Source organism: Croceimicrobium hydrocarbonivorans, assembly GCF_014524565.1.
Taxonomy (GTDB): Bacteria; Bacteroidota; Bacteroidia; order Flavobacteriales; family Schleiferiaceae; genus Croceimicrobium; species Croceimicrobium hydrocarbonivorans.
On the sequence record NZ_CP060139.1, the window covers coordinates 297587 to 319705 of the forward strand.

At 40.2% G+C, this 22119-nt stretch carries 21 protein-coding genes; 4 read left to right on the plus strand and 17 right to left on the minus strand.

Annotated features, from left to right (window positions below; all coding sequences use genetic code 11):
• Nucleotides 1-80: 80 nt before the first annotated feature.
• The 3 genes from H4K34_RS01425 to H4K34_RS01435 form a co-directional block, all read right to left on the minus strand.
• Entirely contained in the window at nt 81-506 is a 426-nt protein-coding gene (locus H4K34_RS01425) for a hypothetical protein (protein WP_210759055.1), read from the minus strand.
• Nucleotides 503-913 (minus strand): hypothetical protein, encoded by a 411-nt coding sequence (locus H4K34_RS01430; protein WP_210759056.1) that lies wholly within the window; start codon nt 911-913, stop codon nt 503-505. The genes H4K34_RS01425 and H4K34_RS01430 overlap by 4 nt, the downstream gene beginning before the upstream one ends.
• Nucleotides 914-1266: 353 nt before the next feature.
• On the minus strand, nt 1267-4695 hold the full coding sequence (locus tag H4K34_RS01435; RefSeq protein ID WP_210759057.1) for a T9SS type A sorting domain-containing protein: 3429 nt from the start codon (nt 4693-4695) through the stop codon (nt 1267-1269).
• Between the two features lie 406 nt (nt 4696-5101).
• On the opposite strand from H4K34_RS01435, the gene H4K34_RS01440 reads away from it, so the two are divergent.
• Genes H4K34_RS01440 through gcvT form a run of 4 tightly spaced genes read left to right on the plus strand, consistent with a single transcriptional unit; the run spans nt 5102 to nt 9821 of the window.
• Nucleotides 5102-5965 carry a universal stress protein gene (locus H4K34_RS01440; RefSeq protein ID WP_210759058.1) on the plus strand — a complete coding sequence of 288 codons (864 nt, stop codon included), beginning with the start codon at nt 5102-5104 and terminating at the stop codon, nt 5963-5965.
• A complete protein-coding gene (locus H4K34_RS01445; RefSeq protein WP_210759059.1) occupies nt 5958-8132 on the plus strand; it encodes a SulP family inorganic anion transporter in 2175 nt (724 codons plus the stop codon). Before H4K34_RS01440 ends, H4K34_RS01445 begins: the two co-directional genes overlap by 8 nt.
• Nucleotides 8133-8134: 2 nt before the next feature.
• On the plus strand, nt 8135-8716 hold the full coding sequence (miaE, locus tag H4K34_RS01450; protein ID WP_210760515.1) for a tRNA-(ms[2]io[6]A)-hydroxylase: 582 nt from the start codon (nt 8135-8137) through the stop codon (nt 8714-8716).
• A 28-nt stretch (nt 8717-8744) separates the two neighbouring features.
• On the plus strand, nt 8745-9821 hold the full coding sequence (gcvT, locus tag H4K34_RS01455) for a glycine cleavage system aminomethyltransferase GcvT (RefSeq protein ID WP_210759060.1): 1077 nt from the start codon (nt 8745-8747) through the stop codon (nt 9819-9821).
• A 251-nt stretch (nt 9822-10072) separates the two neighbouring features.
• Here gcvT and H4K34_RS01460 read toward each other — a convergent pair whose 3' ends face one another.
• The 14 genes from H4K34_RS01460 to H4K34_RS01525 form a co-directional block, all read right to left on the minus strand.
• Nucleotides 10073-10768 (minus strand): hypothetical protein, encoded by a 696-nt coding sequence (locus tag H4K34_RS01460; protein WP_210759061.1) that lies wholly within the window; start codon nt 10766-10768, stop codon nt 10073-10075.
• A gap of 82 nt (nt 10769-10850) precedes the next feature.
• Complete coding sequence (locus H4K34_RS01465; protein ID WP_210759062.1) at nt 10851-12971, minus strand: hypothetical protein; 2121 nt, start codon at nt 12969-12971, stop codon at nt 10851-10853.
• A 150-nt stretch (nt 12972-13121) separates the two neighbouring features.
• Nucleotides 13122-13736, minus strand: a complete 615-nt coding sequence (locus tag H4K34_RS01470; RefSeq protein WP_210759063.1) for a hypothetical protein — start codon at nt 13734-13736, stop codon at nt 13122-13124.
• 104 nt (nt 13737-13840) lie between these two features.
• On the minus strand, nt 13841-14353 hold the full coding sequence (locus H4K34_RS01475; protein WP_210759064.1) for a hypothetical protein: 513 nt from the start codon (nt 14351-14353) through the stop codon (nt 13841-13843).
• Between the two features lie 147 nt (nt 14354-14500).
• A complete protein-coding gene (locus tag H4K34_RS01480) occupies nt 14501-15187 on the minus strand; it encodes a hypothetical protein (protein ID WP_210759065.1) in 687 nt (228 codons plus the stop codon).
• Nucleotides 15188-15327: 140 nt separating this feature from the next.
• The gene (locus H4K34_RS01485) at nt 15328-15972 is read right to left on the minus strand and encodes a hypothetical protein (protein ID WP_210759066.1); all 645 of its coding nucleotides are present in this window, start codon (nt 15970-15972) and stop codon (nt 15328-15330) included.
• A 103-nt stretch (nt 15973-16075) separates the two neighbouring features.
• Nucleotides 16076-16729 (minus strand): hypothetical protein, encoded by a 654-nt coding sequence (locus H4K34_RS01490; RefSeq protein ID WP_210759067.1) that lies wholly within the window; start codon nt 16727-16729, stop codon nt 16076-16078.
• A gap of 173 nt (nt 16730-16902) precedes the next feature.
• Nucleotides 16903-17373 carry a hypothetical protein gene (locus tag H4K34_RS01495; RefSeq protein WP_210759068.1) on the minus strand — a complete coding sequence of 157 codons (471 nt, stop codon included), beginning with the start codon at nt 17371-17373 and terminating at the stop codon, nt 16903-16905.
• Between the two features lie 64 nt (nt 17374-17437).
• Nucleotides 17438-18070, minus strand: a complete 633-nt coding sequence (locus H4K34_RS01500; protein ID WP_210759069.1) for a hypothetical protein — start codon at nt 18068-18070, stop codon at nt 17438-17440.
• Nucleotides 18071-18324: 254 nt separating this feature from the next.
• A complete protein-coding gene (locus tag H4K34_RS01505) occupies nt 18325-18816 on the minus strand; it encodes a hypothetical protein (protein ID WP_210759070.1) in 492 nt (163 codons plus the stop codon).
• Nucleotides 18817-18936: 120 nt separating this feature from the next.
• The gene (locus tag H4K34_RS01510; RefSeq protein WP_210759071.1) at nt 18937-19320 is read right to left on the minus strand and encodes a hypothetical protein; all 384 of its coding nucleotides are present in this window, start codon (nt 19318-19320) and stop codon (nt 18937-18939) included.
• A gap of 91 nt (nt 19321-19411) precedes the next feature.
• Nucleotides 19412-19627 (minus strand): hypothetical protein, encoded by a 216-nt coding sequence (locus H4K34_RS01515; protein WP_210759072.1) that lies wholly within the window; start codon nt 19625-19627, stop codon nt 19412-19414.
• Complete coding sequence (locus H4K34_RS01520) at nt 19620-21593, minus strand: HEAT repeat domain-containing protein (protein ID WP_210759073.1); 1974 nt, start codon at nt 21591-21593, stop codon at nt 19620-19622. The genes H4K34_RS01515 and H4K34_RS01520 overlap by 8 nt, the downstream gene beginning before the upstream one ends.
• The gene (locus H4K34_RS01525) at nt 21590-21913 is read right to left on the minus strand and encodes a hypothetical protein (RefSeq protein ID WP_210759074.1); all 324 of its coding nucleotides are present in this window, start codon (nt 21911-21913) and stop codon (nt 21590-21592) included. The genes H4K34_RS01520 and H4K34_RS01525 overlap by 4 nt, the downstream gene beginning before the upstream one ends.
• Nucleotides 21914-22119 lie beyond the last annotated feature (206 nt).

Here is a 22119-nt window from a genome sequence, read left to right on the forward strand (position 1 = left end):
CCAAAGCAAGATGGAATTATCATGACTTAATTAGCTTATGTTCAATCTCATATTATCCTGTAAAGTGTATTTGGCCACTTTCACCAAACCCTCCTCAAATTCCAAATATGGTTTTCAGATAGCGAATCAAAAGCCATTTTAAACTCTGCCTCATTTTTCAATAGAATTGGATAGACCACGGGGAGAATTCCCGGAGATTCCTTTTCATTTTCTAAGTAGAATACTTCTCTACCTTTATACTGTCTGATTTCCCAATTAGCCTCCTTTCGGCCAATAGAGCCATTACTTAAACTATCCAATAAGAGAGCCTTCCCATTATTATATAAATACAAATATTGTGAATGGTCTTGCAAACTATCGGTGCTTTTATGCTGACTTGAACTAATCTGGATAAAATCTGATCTCCAGACTTCATAATCAGTGCTCGATGTTTCAGCTGCGGAATCACAGGATTGAGCACCGAAAAGCAGGAAAATGAATAAGCTTAGTAAAAGTGTGTTTTTCATTTATTCCCCATTCCCCCTTGTCCACAATCAATTTCAGCCAATAGGTCCCGAACCTTTTGATTTACTCGCCTAATTCCTTCTCTCATGTACAGCGAATTACCCAAACAAGAATTCCCAAAACAGAGGTAAATGAATTCAGAATCCTTGGCTAGGCTTGCCTCTTGGGCATGCCTAAAACTATTCATACTGGATGCATATATCTGAATAGGAGTTCCTTCTTCAAAGTGCTTTTGGGCTATTTGCTCAAATCTTTGAATCAAGGCATCCGCCAATAGGCTATCTTCAATAACATCGAGGTATACCATAGCGGCAAAGCTACGGATGGCCTCCTGCCAATATTGTGAGGTATCCAGGCAAGCTATGGTGTCAAAGTCTTGAAATTTCCGATTCAGAAGCGCTAGATTCATCGATTTATATTCCGATTCATCAATGACTTGACCCTGGAGATTCAACAAACTAAAAATGAAAAATAGCAGAGCTAAATAACGCATATAGAACCTGACGATCTTTTAAATTTCTCAAGGATAGGGGCACAACTTTTAAATAGAGCCTTCATTTAGTAAATATAAACAGAGCGATGGTATCTCCCTCTTTCACTTGTGTATTAAGGGGAAGAACGAATGGCGGTAAAAGGATAATTGAGAATGGTTTAGTTATTAATCCTCTAGCTGGGACTTCATGCTGCTTATACCCTAAAAAACCCCTCACAATTTCTCATGAGGGGTTTCCATCTTCTCTTACAGAGGATAAAGAAATACGCTTAATCCAGCTTCACAAAGCTTAAGGTGCTTTGGGTAGGTCCGGATACCCGTATTTTATAATGACCGGCTGGCCAGGATTCGCAATTCAGTTCATAACGATTGGCGGTATAATCCAATTCCAAGCTTTGAATTAATTGGCCGTTTAAGCCAAATACCTCAACTTGAAGGTTTTCGGTCCATTTGGCCTTTTCAAAATTCCATTCCAATTGCAAGGATTCACGAGCAGGATTAGGATAGAGCGACACCAAGTTCTCTGCTAGTAAGCTATTGTCATTTGCCCTTCCATTAGAGCCCATTCCATCCGGAAGGAAAGTAGGTTCTACATAAGCCGTGCTGCCGGAAAGGAATTTCTCCCAACCATCAATCATCCTTTGAGTCACGGGCAATTTATCGGCATAATTCCGCTTCAACTCCACCAAGAATTGCTGATCTCTGGCAGTAGACTCACTGGCATAATATTGGGCAGCGGCCTTTTCAATCCAACGGATTTCGTTCCAGTATTGCACTTCATCTGCCGACCAATCGGCAGCGGGCTCAGCGTTCATCAATAAGGCCCATTCGGCACTATTGCCTTCGGCTTTTAAAAGCCCCAGGAGGTAAAGCTTAGGATACAATTCGGAACGACTCTTTAAGAAGCTCTTTAATTGTGTAGTTCCTTCCTCTTCAGACTGGGCTGCATAATGGCTGATAAGGGTGCGCAAGGCTGCATCTCGTAATTCGGTGGCCGCTAAAAGCGCTTCCAATTGTTCTTCATCGGCACCCAATTGATATTGAGCGAGCAAAGCATCATAATAATTGAGCTCACTCTGAGCCTGCGCCATTTTGCCTTTAGAACCGGAAGGATCTTCACCTGGATCTGTTCCACCTCCTGAACCAGCAGTTAAATCGGGACAGGCAGAATTATAGTTCACATTAAAGCTATAATAGGATTCGGTAATGCCTGAGGAATTATTAGGATTATAACGAGGATCCCCTCCACCATAGTTATAGAAATGATGGCGAGCTGTATTGATATAATCCGAAGACCCTAGAGTGAAGAGATTATTAGCCAGATTATTCACGCTCCCCGCATAAGAACCTTGATGCTCTGAAATCCCCTGATTACCGCTAGTACTGGTTCCGCTTACATAGATGTCCATATAATTACCCGCACCATAGCCAAAGTCATTGCAACGGAAATCCAAGCCATCATTATTTGTAGAAGATCGGTTCCAACCATAGGCTTCAAAGCCTACACTTAAATTATCAGCCCGGTTGCGATAGGCTAAATTATTAGCTTCTCCACAATTGGTAAATAATGCTCCAATGGCTGGTGCCGAACCTACTGTTCCTACAAACTGGTTATTATAGCAATCAAAAGCAGAGCTGGCATCGAAATACAAACCATAATTGATAAACTGCAAATTGTAAGTGCGAGGAATATCAAAGTAATTCTCTATGATCTTGGCATTGTTGATCGCCGCCAGGAAAATTCCGCCATCATTATTTTCGAAATGGCTGTATTGTACAGTCACTCTATGATAGGGAGATAACAGATAATTCCAAGCTTCTATCGCATGTTCGTAACCCGAAAACTCACTGTAAATACCACCATGGGGATCGGCAAACTTCGAATAGAGACCATCCACCTTAAAAGAGCCCCCCAAGGAATAAATAGCCTGGGTACCTTGATTTAAGTCATAATAATCTACATCGGTATCAAAGCGACATCCGCGAAAGCTTACTCCAACTACATCCCAAATCGAAACATTCGCGGTTAAACTGATCATTTGATAAGCATCATCGCGGATAAAATCCGTATTCTCAAAAGTGGCCTGATAGGCTAATTCTACCCCTTTATAATAGCTATGGTAGCTTAATAATTGCACATCGCGACGGTTATTGTAGAAATGTGAATTCTTGGCGATGATGATACCACCCGTGGTTCCAGAAATCCAATCTCCTTTGGAATCCACCCCGGAATTAGTCACCCCATCGCGAGCGTATTCAATAGTACCGCCATTAATCATTTCCAATACCGGTTGATTCACTACCGTTTGACTCACTCTATCATTACCATGCAGATAGACTCCTTGCCAGTAGCGACCGATATAGGTAGCATAGGGATCATTCTCTTGCGGATAGGCACAATTCCCTGCTTTGGTAATGGTACCGCCATTAATCAACAATCTAGCACCGGGTTTTACGATGATTTTGCCTTCGGGCTGCATGTACACCGTGCACTTGATTTCCAGAGTAGCACCAGTTTCTACTACAATATCACTGTAAATCCAATGCTCAAAATCCCAGCTTTCACTGTGGGCTATAGTCATAGGTGTAGTCGAATAACCACTCATAAAAGGCCCGATTCTAGAGTTTAAAGGGTTCTTTCCAATATTGGTTGCCAGATGACAAATCCCTAATTGCAGAGGTGACATATAATTTCCTTCATGACCATTCATGAAATTATTGGTGCAACCATCATGCAGAGCCGCATTAGGGTTTTGACCACTGCTTGAATGTATTACGCTATCGCATTGAAAAGCATAAGCAGAGCCTGGTGCATAGGGAGGATTATGGATAAAAACATCCGATAAGAAATAGGGATCAGCAGGATTAAGGGTACTACTATCGTAGGTATGATCTAATCCAAAACAATGACCAATTTCATGGGCCAAATGGGCCGCTAAACTCCAATCTCGATAATAGTTATTACTTCCTGCGGGATGTTCTGCAATTGAAACGGGACAGGCAGAATTACCATTAATCGGAACACATCCATAGCCTTGATTTTGAGGATCATCAGTTGTCACAATCATTGGTAGGCCAGTTCCATAGGTTGTCATATATCCCCACCATTTCGAAGGATGCCCGGAGGTAATGTGTATGTTTAGGAAATCCGCTGCCTCGGGATGGGCCTGAAATAGAAGGTTATTCATATTCGCAGAACTCATGGAAGCATTGATCGCCGAATTCTGCATGAAGTAGATTTCATGAAATTCCACCGCGAGCTTCTTAATATTTAAATCATTTACTCCTGTGATCGGATCTGATGGACCAGGATTAAAGCTGTACCAAACATTATTTACCAAATCCATAATGGATAAGAAACGCTGATAGGTAGTTGGTGTATTCTGGAAATTCTTCTGCCCATTATCATCTTGCCAGATTACCACATTCACATGCACGGTTTTAAGAGCAGTATTAGCATTGGGAATGTGATTCTCCTTCTTCGAATAATAATTCACATAATCCATACTTAATGCGGAACATCCCGCACCAGCGGCCGAAGTTTTCGCTAAGGTCGTGCTTGCCGGCAAATGAGTGCCACAATCATGATAATCCTGCGACTTTAAAGAGTAGCTAAAGCCCAGTAGTAGGACTGAGAATAAAAAGGGGGAAAACAAGCTGGGCTTTTTGAGCCGAAGTTGAAAAGTGTGTGTTTTCATGTTACAGAATTTATTCCGTTAATGTAACTGATAAACAGATACTTAAAACAAAATTCACGACGAATCAAACTATCCTAAATGCTTCCATTTGAGTCCTCTAAATCAGAATATCAAAACTCATCCCTCAGACCAAACTTTCATCCCTCCTGCCCTTCTTTTCGTCCCAAATGAGGTGGATAAAAAAATTTAAACTTTTTAAATTATGGATAGTGATTTGGCACGAAATACAACCATTAAAGGGCCTTAGGTTGAAATAAAGGCGCTGATTAAAGCTTAAAAAACGCTAATGAGTCCTAACATGTCTCAGAAAAGGATACCAATACACCTTTCAATTCAGTATTTCAGGCGCATCGACTAGTGGCCTTTCTGAACACTTCGTACCTTTATACAAATTGAATTTTCTGTCTTGAAACCTTTCAACAAAATGGTCATGGGCATTGGCCTCAGCCCCAGTTTAATTGCCAATGTAAAAGAAGCCGCACGCCTCTGTGAACACCTCGCGAACGAGATTATTTTCGTGCATGTAGGAGATGGTAAAACGGCTAGTCGCGAAGAAATTGAAAGCCAAGTTCAAAGTATTGGCGCAGTTCAAGTCCCGCATCAGTTCCTTTGGCTGGAAGGTGATATTTCAGATCGCATTCTCCAGGTATGTGAAGAGCAGGAAGCAGACCTCTTAATGGTGGGAGCCCTACCCCGTGAAGGCCTCCTGCGCTATTATATGGGCTCGGTAGCCCGACAATTAGTGCGGAAATCCAATTGTAGCATTATGCTACTCACTCAGCCCATGCGCTTCCCTAAAGCCTATCGTCATATTGTGGTAAGTGGTGCCAAGCATCCCAAAACCCGCGATACCATTCACAAAACCCTGGAAGTGGCCGATGCCCTGGGAACCAAGCTTCTGCATATTGTAGAAGAAATTGCTCCCGACAAAAAGACCAGTCGCGCCGCCGATGAAAAAGAACAAGCCCGCTGCAATCGCTGGCGCCATATAATTGAAGAACGCGAACAGCATCGCATTAAGCTAGCCCTGAAAGAAGAAGATCCCCATAATTTGGAAATTGAAAATCAGGTGATCTTCGGTAAACCCGGATACAGCATTGGCCATTTTACCCAAAGCAGTGGAGCCGAATTATTAGTCTTGAATTCGCCGGATACCAAACTCGGCTTTATGGATCGGGTTTTTACCCATGATTTGGAATACATCCTTTCCGAGCTTCCCAGTGATTTATTAATCGTGCATAGCAGCGATCCAAAGCCCATGAATGCTTAAGGACACTAAGAACATTCCCCATAATATTCAATCGGGACTGATCGTCTCTTTGGTGGCTTTACCCCTAGGATTCGGTTTAGCTTTAGCTAGTGGGGTGCCTCCTATGGCGGGTATTATTGCCACGGTAGCAGGTGCCGTTCTCTTTTCCTTATTAGGGAGTTCCCGACTGATCATTGCCGGGCCCGGAAATGGCTTAGTGGTATTAAGTCTCTATGCAGTGGGAGTCTTGGGTCAGGGGAATCCAGCCCTGGGGTATTCCCTACTTCTGGGTGCTATCTTAATGTCGGGGATCTTTATTCTGCTCATGGGACTCTTTCGCTTTGGGGTATTGGCCGAACTTTTCCCTGCCGCCGCCATTCGGGGGATGCTGGCCGCCATTGGCCTAATTATTTTGAGTCGGCAATTGCATGTATTATTAGGGGTAGACCCGCAATCCAGCTCTGCTTTTGGACTCTTGGCCGAATTAGGAAATAGCATCGGTCTTATTCAAAATGGTAGCGCTCCCCTAGCTGCCTGGACTTTGGGTTTAGTGAGTTTAGCACTGCTCTTTATACTACCGAAAATTCGCTTTTGGCCTTTTCAAAAAATTCCGGGTCCCATGTGGGTTTTAGCGCTGGGAATCGGCTATAGCTACCTCTCCCCACATTTTGCCCTATGGCCCCAATTGCCGGATAGCCATTTAATCAGCTTGCCACCCGAAATATTAGATGCCTTCACCTTCCCTTCTTTTAAAGCCATGGGCACCGGCAGTTTCTGGACCATCAGCCTAAGCTTGGCCTTTATTGCCGCGGTTGAATCACTACTTAGCATTAAAGCCATCGACAAGCTGGATCCTGAGCAAAGGCGCTCCAATGCCAATAAAGATCTGCGGGCCTTGGGAATTGCTACCATCGGCTCCAGCCTGATTGGCGGTCTTAATGTAGTAGCGGTAATCGCCCGCTCTTCGGTAAACTTAAATAATGGCGCCAGTTCTGCTTGGTCTAATCTTTTTCACGGTTTATTCCTGGTGCTTTTCCTGGCTTTGTTTAGCATTCAATTGGAGCATATTCCACTGGCGGTTCTGGCCGCTATTTTAGTGCATACCGGCTATAAATTAACCGCGCCTTCGCAATTCCGGGCTATGGCCGAATTAGGTCGGGATGAGCTCCTGCTCTTCATTTTCACCTATCTCGCTACCCTGGCCAGCAATCTGATTATTGGCATTCTCAGTGGCATGCTTATCACTTTGGTGTATCAGCTCTTCAGCTTGAAAAAACGTGGCTATTACCTGCGCAGCCTCTTTAGGCCCAATGTTCTACTCTTCGAAGAACAAGAACACAAATACCACTTGAGTGTAAAAACCATGTCCAACTTCCTCAATTTCATTCGCCTTAAAAAGCAAATGGATACAGTGGAACCTCAGGCGGAGCTTATCCTGGATTTTAGTCTGGCAGAATATGTGGACCATTCAGTTTTGGAACATGTGCAGCAATACCGTCATCGCTTTGAGGCGGCTGGCGGAAGTTTGGAAACTATTGGTCTGGATGATTTAGGTCAGCTCTCCTCCCACCCCTTAGCCACGCGCCGACCCCTGAAAAAAGGCAGCTCCAAAAGAGGAAAGCTTACCCGCCGGCAGAAAATGCTGCGCCTCTATGCTGCGGAGCATAATTTCCGCTTTCAATATTCTGAGGTAGAAGACGACGGACGCTTTAAAGGTTTTGAATATTTTCAGGATAAATACCTGCATTTGCTGCGCAATCGGATTGAATGCCGCAATCAAAATTGGCTGTGGGCCGATATCCATTATGAGGACACTGATTTCTATGGCAATGCTCTACGACATGCCAGTATGGTCTATTTACCACTGCCTTCGGAAACGGCGCCTTTTGTTTTGGATCAAGAACGACTCTTAGATCGAGTAGCGCATTTGGCAGGCTTCAAGGATATCAATTTTGAAAGGCATCCGGATTTCTCCAAGCGTTTTAAGCTCAAGGGGGAAGATGAAAAGTCGATTCGGAAATTCTTTGAAGGGCCCTTAATTCCCTTTCTCGAAAGCCATAAACAATACCATATCGAATGCAATGGCAGGGCTCTGCTGATCTTTGCCAAAGAAAGGCATACAACCGTGAGTGAGACCAAGCAAATGGTTAATTTTGCCGAGCAATTGACGGAAGTATTAAAGCCATGAGCATTTTACGACTAAAATTACCTACCGATCCCCGGTGGGCGAATATCGCCGAAAAGAACATTGAAGAAATCTTAACCGACCACGCTTTTTGTGAACAGAAAGCCGCCTCTTATGCCATCTCCCTCCTGATTACCTATCCGGAGCACAGCGATTTGGTAGATGCCATGGCAGCTCTGGCCCAAGAAGAGATGAGTCATTTTGAAATGGTCCACAAACGTATTCGCGAGCGCGGCCTGGTTTTAGGTCGGGAGCGCAAGGATGAATATGTAGCGCGGATAAGCCAGTTCTTCCCCAAAACCCCGGATCGCGATTTACGCTTAGTACATCGCCTGCTTATTGCTGCTTTAATTGAAGCCCGCAGTTGCGAACGTTTTAAAGTGCTTTCGGATCATATCGAAGACCAAGAGTTAGCAGAATTCTACCGCGATTTAATGGTAAGTGAGGCGAATCATTATACCATGTTTCTCAAATTCGCGCGCCAATTTGGTGAACGCGAAAATGTAGATCAAATGTGGGACGAGCTGCTAAGCTTCGAAGCTGAAGTCATGAAAGACTTTGGCACCAAAGAGCACATTCACGGATAATCATTGGCGCAAGCCTAAAACACCTCTCATGAAAAAATTAGTTTTAGATCAGGTTCATCAGGACCTGGGTGGCAAAATGGTTGATTTTGCTGGTTTTCACATGCCTGTTCAATACGAAGGCCTCAAGGTAGAGCATCTCCATGTGCGCGAAAAAGTGGGCGTATTTGATGTGAGCCATATGGGCGAATTCTTTGTTAGTGGCCCGGCAGCATTAGACTTCCTGCAAAAGACCACCAGCAATGATGTATCCAAATTAAGTCCTGGTAAGATTCAGTACAGCTGCATGCCTAATGATAAAGGCGGTATTGTTGATGACCTTTTGGTGTACTGCATAGCGGAAGGTGAATACCTCCTTGTGGTAAATGCTTCCAATATTGATAAGGACTATGCCTGGTTAGACTCCCATCGTCCGGAAGGAGTGAAAATGGATAACCAAAGTGATGATTGGTCATTATTCGCCGTACAAGGTCCTAAGGCGGCCGAAGCCCTGCAATCCTTAACCGAAACCGACTTAGCGGCTATGACCTATTATACCTTCGAAATGGGTAAAATAGACGGTGCGGAGGCAATTATCTCCGCCACGGGATATACCGGAGCTGGCGGTTTTGAGATCTATGTGAAGAACGAAAATGCCATGCAGGTTTGGAATGCCATTTTCAAAGCGGGAGCAGATTTCGACATCAAGCCTATTGGCCTAGGTGCCCGCGATACCCTACGCATGGAAAAAGGCTTCTGCCTCTATGGAAACGATATTGACGACAGCACCTCTCCCCTGGAAGCTGGCCTTGGCTGGATCACCAAGTTTAGCAAAGACTTCATCAACTCTGAAGCTTTACAAGCCCAGAAAGAAGCAGGTTTAAGTCGACGCTTAACCGGCTTTATCATGGAAGACCGTGGTATTCCTCGTAAAGATTACCGCATCCTCAATGCCGAAGGTGAAGCGATTGGCGTGGTTACCTCCGGCACCCAGTCTCCCAGCCTGGACCAAGCGATTGGCTTAGGTTATCTCAACAAGCCTTATGATGCCGCCGACACCGAGATCTATATCGAAGTACGGAATAAGCAGTTGAAGGCGAGAGTTAGTAAGCCTCCGTTTCTAAAGTGATTTCTAGACTTTAGACGATAGACATTAGAACGGGCGGAGCCCTTTTAGAGGGGTATTTAGTTTTGGAATTAAGTGATTAGTTCCAATGGGTTAAAGCCCTAAGAATTTTAGATACGATTTGGAAACCTCAGGTGCCGGTGGTGCTTGGGGTTTTTCTTTTGGGGAGAGATTTGAGAGGTGAGAAGTGAGACCGGGCGGGGCCCTGTGAGAGAGATCCTAGTTCTTGAATTTTCAGATAAGATTTTGGGACCTCAATGCTGGTAACCACCCTTATTGTAGCTTGTGTTCAACTCTTTTCCCTCAAAGTCGATTTCGTATTCGTCAGACTTAAAGTCTATAAGCTTAATGGAGTTTTCAGTGATTTCAACTTCTGGTCTTCCTTCGAGGTTTACCCAAATATCAGCACCTGAAAAGGACCATTTTACATTGCCTGCTTTGTCAATTCTGTGAATTTCAAGTTCCCCACGAAGTAGATAGTCATTGTCCAAATCATAGAACTCAAAAACTTCTGCGAGATCGGGTTCTAGTTTCCAATTCAGTTTAAGCTGATTCAGATCAATTGAAATGAAATGCTGTCCTAAACTCAATACTAAATTGTCATAGTCGATTTTTACTGTATGCCCCTTCTCATCAACACTACTCTTTTGGAGATGGGTGCTACCTATGATTCCTGTCACGATACAAATATGTTTTGAATTGCCATCTTCAAGGCTAATTTGCAAGCATGAGTGCCATTCTCGGTGTTCAGATAGTTCAATTAGGATATCTCCCTCTTTGGCTTCAATAGTTTTCTTCGCGGAATAGCCACTTTCATAAACCAAATCCACTTTCCATTTTTCAGAGGAAAGAGTCAAATGTTGTGTGTCTCTGAAATTTGTCATTTTTCCAATTATTCTTAAAGTCTTGACTCTTAATAGTGCGAGATAAAAATGCACTTCAAAGTTCATCTTAGGTGAAGTTAATGCTAGTCATTTACTCTTATTTCAGAACAAAAGCCAAAACATAGATTTTGTTGGCAGCCGCATTCTTTTAATTAAAATGAAAAGAAACTGGTTCATCATGTTTCTGTTTAAGTAGTTTCTTTTCTGACAGATAGCTCATCCATGCTTTAGCTCTTTCATCCGAATCGCAGCCAAACATGTTGTTGGAATTGCAAAGTTTTTTTGGAAACCCCAAAGTCGTATTAAATGTTAATTCAAGCAGTTTTACCAGCGAATAAACTTCGTTGTCTTGTGTTCCACCGCCACCACCAACAAAAGCTACAATAACATCATATTTGAGCAGCTCATAGATTTTATCATAATCTAATTCTGCATCAGTTTGGTAGTCGATTTCCGCTATGTTGAGATAATAAGCGTATAGCTCATACTCTGAGTACTGATAAAATAACTCTAGAAATTCCTCTCGTGTTTCTTTTAGCTTAAAGTCACCTGCCATAAAAAAACCCCAATCTCTTTCCATGAAAGAGTACTTTTCCCATTTAGTATCAAAGGGATAGTCTTCAATTGCTTCTAATGCTATTGAGATCTGATTATAATTGATTTGGGATAGTATTTCTGAAATCTTATCATCTGTTTCTGAAGAATCCTTAACATTAGTCATCAGATCATCCAATTGCTTTTCTAGATTTTTTACTTCATAGTCTCTATTTCCATCCCAAGAAACTACCCCGTGACCTTTATTTAAATCTGAATTATTTATCTGTATTAAAACCTTTACTATTTGTGATTCAACATCCTTATCGACAGTCTGCATGGTTTTTAGATGTATCAAATCAGATTCTGATGAAGCTGAGAACTTATTCAAATAATTATTACAAACTCCAATAATCCCTAATTCATCAAATAATGCTGCCTTTTTCAAATGGCACGATAAATAATTATGCTTAGCCAATAGTATACTCCAGTTTTTAGAATAGAAAATATCAAGTATTCTTCCTGCTGAGTATGTTAGTCCCCATGATTTCTGATGAATAATTGCCCAATACTCAAAAGCGGTAATATCGTCAAGTGTTAGGGAGTTAATAATTTCATCTTCTAATTTCCTTCTCTCGGTAAATGACAATTGTGATTGAAGTAAGGAAACACTATTTCGTAGTTTCTCAGTTCCAACAAAGTCGATGTCATTAGCATTGCAATATTCTGTAAGCAATACCAGTTGCTTTAAAAATCTGTAAGGAAATGATGGAATCGAATAATTTTCTTCAATACCCGCCCTTTGATATTCCTCGGCAAGCTGAGTGACATTGGTCGGGTTGCAAATAGTCAATTGAATAAATGCATCCAATGCAATCGAATCACTTTCACTACTTAAAAGTTGAAAAAGTAGATCTTCTTTTCTTAAGGGTTTGACTTGATAATTTGGTTTTAAGAATACGGACTTATTGACATCCCAATTATAATCAGAGTAGTATTTAGAAAAATAAATGAGTAGATTTAATTTGGATATTGGGTCATAATCTTTATCAAGATGCCAAGATATTTTCTTCTGTTCATCCTCCACACCTATTTCGGTTCCAGTCAAATATTGCAGAAGATTCGTAAACTCTTCTTCATAAAAGTAATAGCGACTGAACCTGCTCCTAAATTTATAAAGCTCCGAAGCTATCAATAACAATGAAATCGAATTTTGTTGCTCAATCAAAGAATCAATTTTATTTTCCTTTACCCATTTAAGACTTAATAATTTTCCCTCAATTTCTTGAAGCTCTTGCTTTTTATAATTCGAAACTTCACGCAATTCAAAGGTTACCGAACGCTTATTAAGTGGCGTAATAAGAAATGAAGTAGCAAATTTCGAAAAGACGATATTATCCTTATTGAAATTAAGAAATGTACTGAACTGCTCAGTCGTTGATGTATCGGTAATGACAAATTCTGCTTTCGTGAATAAAGTGTTTTCTCTAACTATTCTTTTTGCAATTTTTGATTCAACAGTTTCAATTTTATGGTAGCCCAAAAACTCAATTAGCTTTTTTTGACTGTCAAAATAGGGTGCTATTTCAAATAATGCAGATTTATCTCCACTCATTAATCGCGATTCAAGCTTATAAATCGGGTGGTTACTTCCTGCCACAGAGATATCCTGTCCGACCGCAGGCTTTACAGTCAAATAGAATAAAAGCAATATCGCTAAAGTTCGATCTGTCATTTTAATTTTCGTTAAGGTTTTCTAGTTGCTCCGTATCCCCTAGGCTACGCAGACCCCATATTGTCTTTTCCTTTTTTTGATCAACCTATGCTTACTCTTTGAAGAGTCAAGTCATATTTATTCCGACCAAAAATCAGATCATCGCTTTAGTCAAGCAAGTTCTTCCGATAGAAGCTCAATAGTATTTCCCTTTTCATTGCTCGCCCAAATTTGGATAGTATCGAAACCATTACGCTTTGCTTCTTCAAACTCAAGTTTTGTTCCGTCGATTAGCTCTATTAAGCCATTTTCATCAACATGCTCCGCAAAGTCTTTTTCGTAGTCTATTCCATTATAGGTTGAGATTACAATTTCAAAAGTGTCATTTCCGTCTTGGTCGATATAAGCCTGTGATACCGGCCTATTCTTAATTTGCTCCTCTGTAAATGTCTCAGAGAACAAAGCATTATAGCCGTGTTTGCAAGCATCAAACAGCAAAATTTCCGCTCCGTTGGAAGGATCAACCGCAAAAACTAATGAAGGGGCAAAGTCAGTCCCAACAATTAAGGTTTGGTAGCTCTCATGCAGCTGACCGTAATACTTGATTTTAAATTTGCTTTGCCCTGCAGCGGTCTTTAATTGTCTTCGCCATTCGTGAGATTGCAGGTCCTTAGGATTTTGAATAGTATCCGTAAATCCCTGCAGATAAGTTGGCCCTAACATTCCATTATCAGCTTGAGCATCGCTTGATTTATGGCTCCTTTTAAAAAGGTTTAATAGTCCCATTGTTATTGTCTTTTATTCCATTTCAGATTTTCTGCCAAGGCCCCAAATCTCTTAGGCTAGCCCAGCTTTGGATCACTGCAATATGGGCATTGCCTTGGCTAGCATTAATTCAAATACTTCTCAATCTGTGCTTTATTTCTCAAATCTATGAGTTCAAGGGAATTCCAATCCATTAAGAGTAGATTCCACTTCATCCCCAGCTTATGCAAAACTTCCGCATACAAGGTCTTATCGACATCCGGAGTTCCCGCAATCCAAATATCCTGCACTGTATCCACCTCATAATCAAAGAATATCGCCTTGTAATTCTGACCGTAAGCCATGGTGTTTTTGCTTTCCATTTCTCCGGGCCGAATTCCGGTGCTTACTTCAGTATATTTCTCAAGGCCCAATTCGCATAGACAGGAATCAAGTTCCTTAGTGCCAATTCCCCTTTGACTAAGCTTGAGTCCCTTATCTTCTCTTACCATCAGTTCTGTATATCCCATAGCATCGAAATGTTGTTCAGCGAAGTCTTGAAGGTTTTCAGCCTGCTTAATTAAGTCATTAAAATTCTCGGATGGCAGAAGCTCTACTTGCCTGTAATCATCTTCGTGATAAAAAATTGAGTGTTCCATTATTAGCGGCTTGCGTATGAGATTAATAGACTCCTCTTAGGGTTGACAGCCAAGTATCAGAACCGGCTAAGCAAACATGAAGAATTATTAATCCAGGTTATCATTTTTAAAGGACCAAATCAGTTATTTATAACAGCTGACTACGATTTATTCTTTGCCAGGCTCCCTTTTTTTCAGTTTGATATTCGCTCTTCTATTAAGGAATAGCTCTACGGTTTCAAAGTGAAAATACCTTTTCTCTCCTATCCAAAGCTTCCTTTTGTCCCCGTGTCCCATTCTGACTAATCCCGGATTTCTGTGTTTTCTAAGCTCACTGATATATTCTCTTTCATTAATGGTCAAGATCATGGAATCTGGAACTGCACAGTCAGTCTCACTCAAGTCAAATACGCAACTACTTTCTGTCTCATAATTTAAAAAGTCAGTCTCTCCTTCCGCATCATTTTCGAAAATGGTCATTGTGTTCCAAGTTCCTTTCTGCTCACAGTAAGGGTAAAGCGTGAAATTTGAAATTCTCAAAGTGTCCGTTTCCAAATTGTCCAGATCGTCAATTTCGATAAAATCATGAATGTTAAAGTAAATCTTAAGGCTGGTCGAATCAGATTGAATATTGAGTCTTTGAAGCACTGAACTTTTACCATTGACCTTCTTAACAGGAAGTCTCAATTCTTCCCCCATCCTAAAAAATCCCTGATTTGTGAGTTCAATCTTAATAGAGTCGATTGACTCCAGATTTTGGATTTCAATATTTTGAATTTCAAGGGTCAGCTCTCTTGATTGCCCGAAGGAGCTAAAGAGGGAAAATAATGATAGTAGTACTAGAAGTAGTTTCATTTTTAAATAGAGCTTAATGGTCTGCAGCTAGCTTGTACCTTATATCTATGATCCCCAAAAAAGGCAGCAGCGCGATAAGCCTATTGGCTGACCCATAGCCCTTCATCCGCTATAAGTCCTCAGATTATTAGGGGCCATTTTTAGATCGCTACCGTATCAAGCCTCAAAATTTTAAAATCTAAATTTCCCAAAGAGCTAATACTCAAAATGCTGTCTACGGTATTAAAGGATTCAGCTTCCTCATCATAGCATTTTTGTATAACCTCTTGCTGTATTTGATTTAACTTTAAGTCAAGGGTTGCCCGGGTATAGCCCATACATTCCGCAGCCGACCAGGAATTAGCCATGCGTACTACTTTCTTAATATCTCCATTTGAATCCAATTGGATTAAGTCAAAGGAATACTCTGTACCATCAAACTCCCTTTTAAGCAGGAATACCCCCAATTCCTGATTTTCAATTTTGATTTTCGAGAAGTAGAAAATCTCCAAGTACTCTTTCCATTCAGCATAGTGTTTAACTTTAGTCACCAGCTCATTGAAAGTTAAGGAGTCCAATTTGACGGCTTTAGTCAAATCATTGATGGGCTTTCCGTCCGACTTAAAATCATATTGCAGAATATCCTGGCTTGGGAATTTGTCTTTGATTTTTGACCAACTTAATACGGATTGCTCATTCTGCTCATTTCGAATCGGCTCCATTTCAGTTTCTTTTCCGCTGCCCTTTGGGTCATTACAAGAGCCTAGTCCAAAAGCTACCAAGATGAGTAATAGTATTCTTTTCATGTCTTAAATGTTTGAGTAAGGTTCAAGGGGATAGCTATGATAATATCGCTTTAGCTTCGCTGATGTCCGTTCACATAAAGCTTAAACAAAATTAGAAGGCATCCTAAATTTCTATTTTTCTTGGAATCCAATTTCCATTGCTCGATTTCTCCCACATCCGCCAATGTTTATCAGATGCCTTAAAGGGTAACTTTGACTTTAATTCGCCTATAAATGCCGATTCATATTTATCAATCCTTGCAAAAGGAAATGCAAACCAGACTGATATGGTTGATTCTTGAGATAGTCTCAAATAGATTCGGGAGTTTTTCACTCTAAAATCCAATACCGGAATCAGTTCCTGATTGGGGAGTACTTGATTAGTTTTTGGGTCTTTAAAAAGGAAGTTCCAGCAAAAATTCAGAGTGATCGGTCCAACAGGGTTCTTTGGCAAGTCCTTATTTAGTTCAAGCATTTCAAATCCCTTTTGAATGTTTTCATCCTTCAGACTCCAAGTCCATGATTTTAGCCAACCATCATTCTTTGTTTTTGGTATTCCGAATTTAATAGTCAATTCAGTCAGTAAGTTCAAGACTGAGTATTCCTTATTTTTTGATTTATACAAAGTCAATTCAACTGACTCCGCCTTGATATTATCAGCGAATAAATTCAAGAAACCCAATGTCTTCTCGTAATTAACTTTTGGAGATTCCCTACTCACGCTATGAGCCCCACCTGACTTAATAGGTAATCCTTCGTATGATAGGAATCTCTTCATTTATTTTTCAAATCAGTGTCCTTCGCTTTAAGCTCGGCATAGTGTGGATGAATAATGAATCTTGATCCAGAAGTCCGACCTTCATTTAGCAATAATACCCCCACTTTAAGCAATCAAACTGCATTTACAAAAAGTATCACCTACCCTAAGACAGTTCATATTTCCAATCATGTTTAATGCATCTCTCTTTTAAAATCTGCTAGCGGAAAGGCCCATGGCACTCCTAAATCATCTTCCCAGTCATCATATAGTCCCGATTCGACGTAGGGTCTCATAATGATATTGTTCAGATCATCAGAGTTATTGGCAAGTTGTAGTTTTTGATTGTTTTCAGCATTTAAGAAGTACAAATTGTAAGTGGGCCCAAGATCCATTCGTCCGGCTTCCACTTGTAAAAATGGAATTCCATTGCTGTCAGTCGCGAAACGCCCCAAAAGTCCTATCGTGTCTTTTGTGTTACCAGCAAGCAAATTGATTTTATAAGCTTCACCCTGAGAGTCCAATACGGTGACTGCATAGAAATTATGTTTCGTAGGTTCTATTATGACTTGCTTTCCATTTTTGTCAATCCATAGTCCACACCATAATTCTGGAATAGACTTTCGGTTTTTTGCAGAACCAAATTGGTCAAGTAAGGATTTCATTTTCTATTTACCTTAATTGGATAGTGGCACTTCAATTGTGCTGATTTAATTTCTATTAATGCTACTAATCGTCCCAAATTTCTCCCTTGCTTATTTTTTCTAGCCTCCATTCTTGCCATTTCAGTTTGTTTGGGTCGTAATTTTTAGGGTAATACTTCATTTTCTTTTCGGCCGGCACCCAAATTGTTTTCCTTTCAATATTAAAAAGGGTGCTTTCGATTAGTCTGGCAAATTGGTAGGGACCAGAGTTTTCGGAGCTCTGAATCCCATTAGGTAAATGCAGGCTCGTCACTGAATCTTGCAAGATCACCTCTATATCAGAATATGGATAATGACTCCAAGTATCTTCAGGTATGGAATCTTGGCTCATTCGTATTTGATTATCCTTAAAGAAATTGAATAGCCCATCGCCCCGATAAAAGCCAATCATCTCCCAGGAATTTAACTTGAAAATCCCGGTAGCGTTAATTTGCCTTAAGTGCAGATCGGTGTCAAACCAAAAAATGAAGTAATCTCGAGGAGACATTCCATGTTTTTTATGATAGACAATAATCTGGTCTATTCCGCTGGATCGTAAAGAATCTGTAAATCTTTTACTTTCTTCAATCGAGTTGAGATAAGGCATCGGATAGTTATGCTGTCTTTGTAAAGAGCAGCCTGTGAGAACTAAGATCAATATGCCGAAGGTAAATCTCATATTGGTTTTAAATAGAGCTGAGGCCCTGGCTATGGGCAGAGGAAACTAAGGAAGCCATAGATCAGAATTATTGCGATTAATCAGGCTTGAAGTTCGTGATTTCCACCTTGAAAACCAAAGCACTATTGGCTTTTAAGACTTATTATGCCGAGGATTTTTTCAAGCTTCATCTTGGCTTGCCCCGATGCGGAACAAAAACTCAAGGCTGCAAGCTCAAAGTTTTGGATGTCAATAAGCAATCCTTTGAATTCAGTTTAAAATTCTAAGTCTTCAATAGCATATTTGAATTCCTTTTTGAAGGACTTAGTATCAAGTCTTAGTTCCAGGAAATTAGCACAATGGTAACTAAAGCCACCTCCTTCATTATTAGTCTCAATGATTTCCTTTAGTTGCATTTTTATAGCGCTCAGCTTTCCTAGGGAAATTGTTCCTTCCCTCACCCTATCCGAGTCGTAGCTAAGAAAGTGGGCCAGCTTTTCCTTTGGCGATAATTCCTTGCCATCTACATAATAGCTAGCTCCGAAGTCTTTTAAATAAATAAACCTAAAGGTGTCCGATGATTCATCCTCTTTGAAAATCAGACATCTATAGCCATGCCCCAGTGCCCGGCTGCATTCTTGATACACATCAATAAATAAAGTGTCTCCCTGCTTGAGCTGAAAAAAATCATCAATCGAATTTGTAACCTGAGCAAAGGACTTTAATGCTCCCAGCAGTATTATGCCTATTAGTATGAATCTCCTCATTTCAATAGATCGCTTTGACTAAAATTTGTTCGACTTCCCCGAAACCCGGAGCACCCTTATCTTCTGTTTCAGAGACTGTCGCATAGCTATTGACCTAGCTTTGGGTTGTTGTTGGCTTTTTTAATTTAAACCGAATACTTCTTCGTAGGAATAATACTTGGATCTCCCAATTATGAAAATAATCTGTCCATTTTGGTCAGTTACTACCCCACGTTCTTGATTATCGCTTATCGGGAATAGTATTCTATACGCCAGGCCGTTATCCAACTGAATGCCGTATTCTTTTTTGCCATTTTCCAAATGAACCGAGTTCTGGGAATATTCCCAAGATCCCAAATCTCCATCTTCATTATGGATTGTCATTTTATCCGCAGTAAATTCGATTTCCGATTTAAGACCTTCCGCATTTAAAGCTTTCCATTTTCCGCGATATACCTCAGATCCTTCGCAGCTGGTAAAAAGTAATGCAATTACAAATAGGTTTAAAAATAGGGTTCTTCTCATTTTCTAGTTAGGTTATTTTGTTTCCGTCTTTATTTTCTAATTCCAGGCCCTACAACACTTAGGCTCTGTATAGTGTCCCTAAGGGAATTGTTTATAGTTTTTGGGACCCTTTATCTTTTTGTTTTTTTTTCATTTCAATAGGGACAGAAGACTTTCTGAAACCTACTAAAATGTCATTATGATCAATCCTGATTGCTAAAGTATCAGCTATCAAAATCCAACTAGCATTTTGGTTTTCACAAGTGCCCTTAATTAAGCCCCAAGATGAACCTGGATTTAAACTGTAAAACATACTAATCTCATCCATCCTTTTCCAGTTTTCCCTCTATTTTGGTGATGGTCTTATTCAATTGCCTTTTATCAAAATCATCTTTAGCAAAACCACTCTGAGCAAGTGTCTTAAGGAATAAAAGGTCTGTCTTAGATGCTAATTCAATTGCGTATTCGTAGAACTTCTGCATTGGAGACCAATCAATGTCTACATTAAGCCTAGCATCAAGGTTAGAAACATAAGCCCCACTTCTTGAACCAATGTGCTCAATTGGAATGTTCAACTCTTCACTAAGAATTTCTTTCACCTTTTTTAGTTTGTTCCAAATTTCGTTATAGCCGTATAAATTCATTTTTGAGGGCTCAAGTTTTATCAAAATTATTTGATCAAAAGAAGGATTAAAGCTTTCACCATAGTCTGAAGTGTTGTTAATGAAAACTAGGCTTTGTATTTCAGCAACTCCATGACCTTCAAGGATATTTAGAGCCTTTTGATTTATGGAGTCTTCTAGGCTTTTTTTAATGGCAAATAATTCAGGGTGAAGAGCAAAGTCATAGTTATATCCGAACCAGTTAAAAAGTGACCTGTAGATAAGAGGTCTTGCTTCTTCACTCTTTAAGTTCTTGAATGTTTCAATATACGCTCTTATCCAAACCATGCGTTTGTGGCTATCAATTGTATCATTATTGTTAAGCAGATTTTCGAAATCTTTTAATAGGAAGTCTCTTGTTTCTTGGTCATCAAAGTGAGCCAGTCCCATATAAGTGGAAATGGCATACTCATAACTTGGATCATCGTTCCGATTATGATTTGAAATGAACTCCATTAAGGCGGGTTTACATTCCTCTAGGTCATTGTTCGTAATAATTCCGCAGATTTCTATAATCAAGGACTTGGTTCGCTTTTTCAAGTGCTTATTGATATAGGGTATAAAGTCCTTGTTATCTAACTGAATAAGTACATCTATTAGCAATTCGAATAGATAGTCTTCTTCTGTATCGAGCAAAGGCAAAAGCGATTCAGCAGCAGGTTTATATTTTATTTCACCAAGGGTTCTGATTATTTCAATCTTAGCACCATCAATTCTGTTCCTAACTGGATCCATGAGATTGGAAGGATAAACACCACCTAAACCTGCTGAGTCTAAATGGGCAAGAAGAATTGGACCAATAAATTCCGGGTCTTCATTTGAAAGCTGTCTTACTACTTCTCCTTGAACAAGGCTATTCTCATTATCCAGCAGCTGTAACAGAATATCTCTTGATTTTTCGGATTTAACTTGACCAAGAATTTGAGCTAAAGCATAGCATGGTTTTGACTGTTCTTCGTTAGCAATCCTTTGAAAAACGGGGTCGTAAGACTTAAACGAAGTCAAATGCAACATCATTAAGTATTGAGCTGAAATCTCCTCGCTTGCCTTGCTTCTTAGCTTATTTAGTATCTCTTCATGAAAATTTGAATTCTCAGTTTGTCTAGTAGATTTCAGAAATGCTTCAAACTCAGCAAACGAATAATATTTTTGATTGTCGTAATATGATGTTTGCAATAAGTCGTATTGTACGGTTTCTCCTTTAACTCTGAGGTCACCAGAAGTTGCTGTCCAAACATAAAAAGCCTTTCCTGTTCTGAGAGCTTCATAGTATTCCGTCAAATTGGGATCTTCAATAATTTGTTCCTGCCAATACTCAAGAGCTCTCTCAGTTGCTTCGTAGAAATTGAGAAAAACGATGTACTTGTCCCCTGGACTCATTTTGTCTATAGGTCCATATCTGTTGCTGAATCCTGAAATCCAAATTTCATCTGTGCTCAGCTTTCCCTTATAAATGCTGAGAGGTCTGGCTTTCGCTCTAAAATCTCCTTCAGAAATGTATTCCACCAAAGCGATCACATCTGAGTTGTCAATCATTTCTTTCCATTCGGGATCTTTCCAACTATCTGCTTTTACTTGAAAGGCAGAAAGAGTCTGAAGGATAATAGCTAATAGAATTGTTAGTCGTTTCATTTTGTGAATTGAGCATCGATCAATTTCCCATTCCTAAAGTCAATTTCACAAACGAAACCAGCAAAGTTCCAAAGCTTGTTTTTCTCCATGAAGTCAATGTAATAATCAGTATTTCCATTCGTAGGATGCTCAGCCGTCCATACGTGATTAGCTTTTAAATCAAATGCTCTACAGTTCTGATATTGACTGGATCTCGGTACTTTATCAGTAAGGTCGAAAATGACGACGGCTAAGTCATTGATTCTTTTTGCCCTTCGAATCGGAAATTCCATTTCTATTTCCTGACCATCAATCTCTAAAATATTGTCCCTAAAATTCATTTCTATTTTCAAATCCAGCAGAACTTGTTTTTATGCTGACCAATATTCAGTTATGGCAATACCTAGTGTGCGAAAATGCCGAAGTCTCGATTGCGATTCAATTCAGGTCTTAGCTCCCCTAAAACTACAATATATTCTAGGTACTAGTCTCAATCCTTAAGGGGCATTTTATACCCACCATACCTCATACACTTTCATATTTGAAC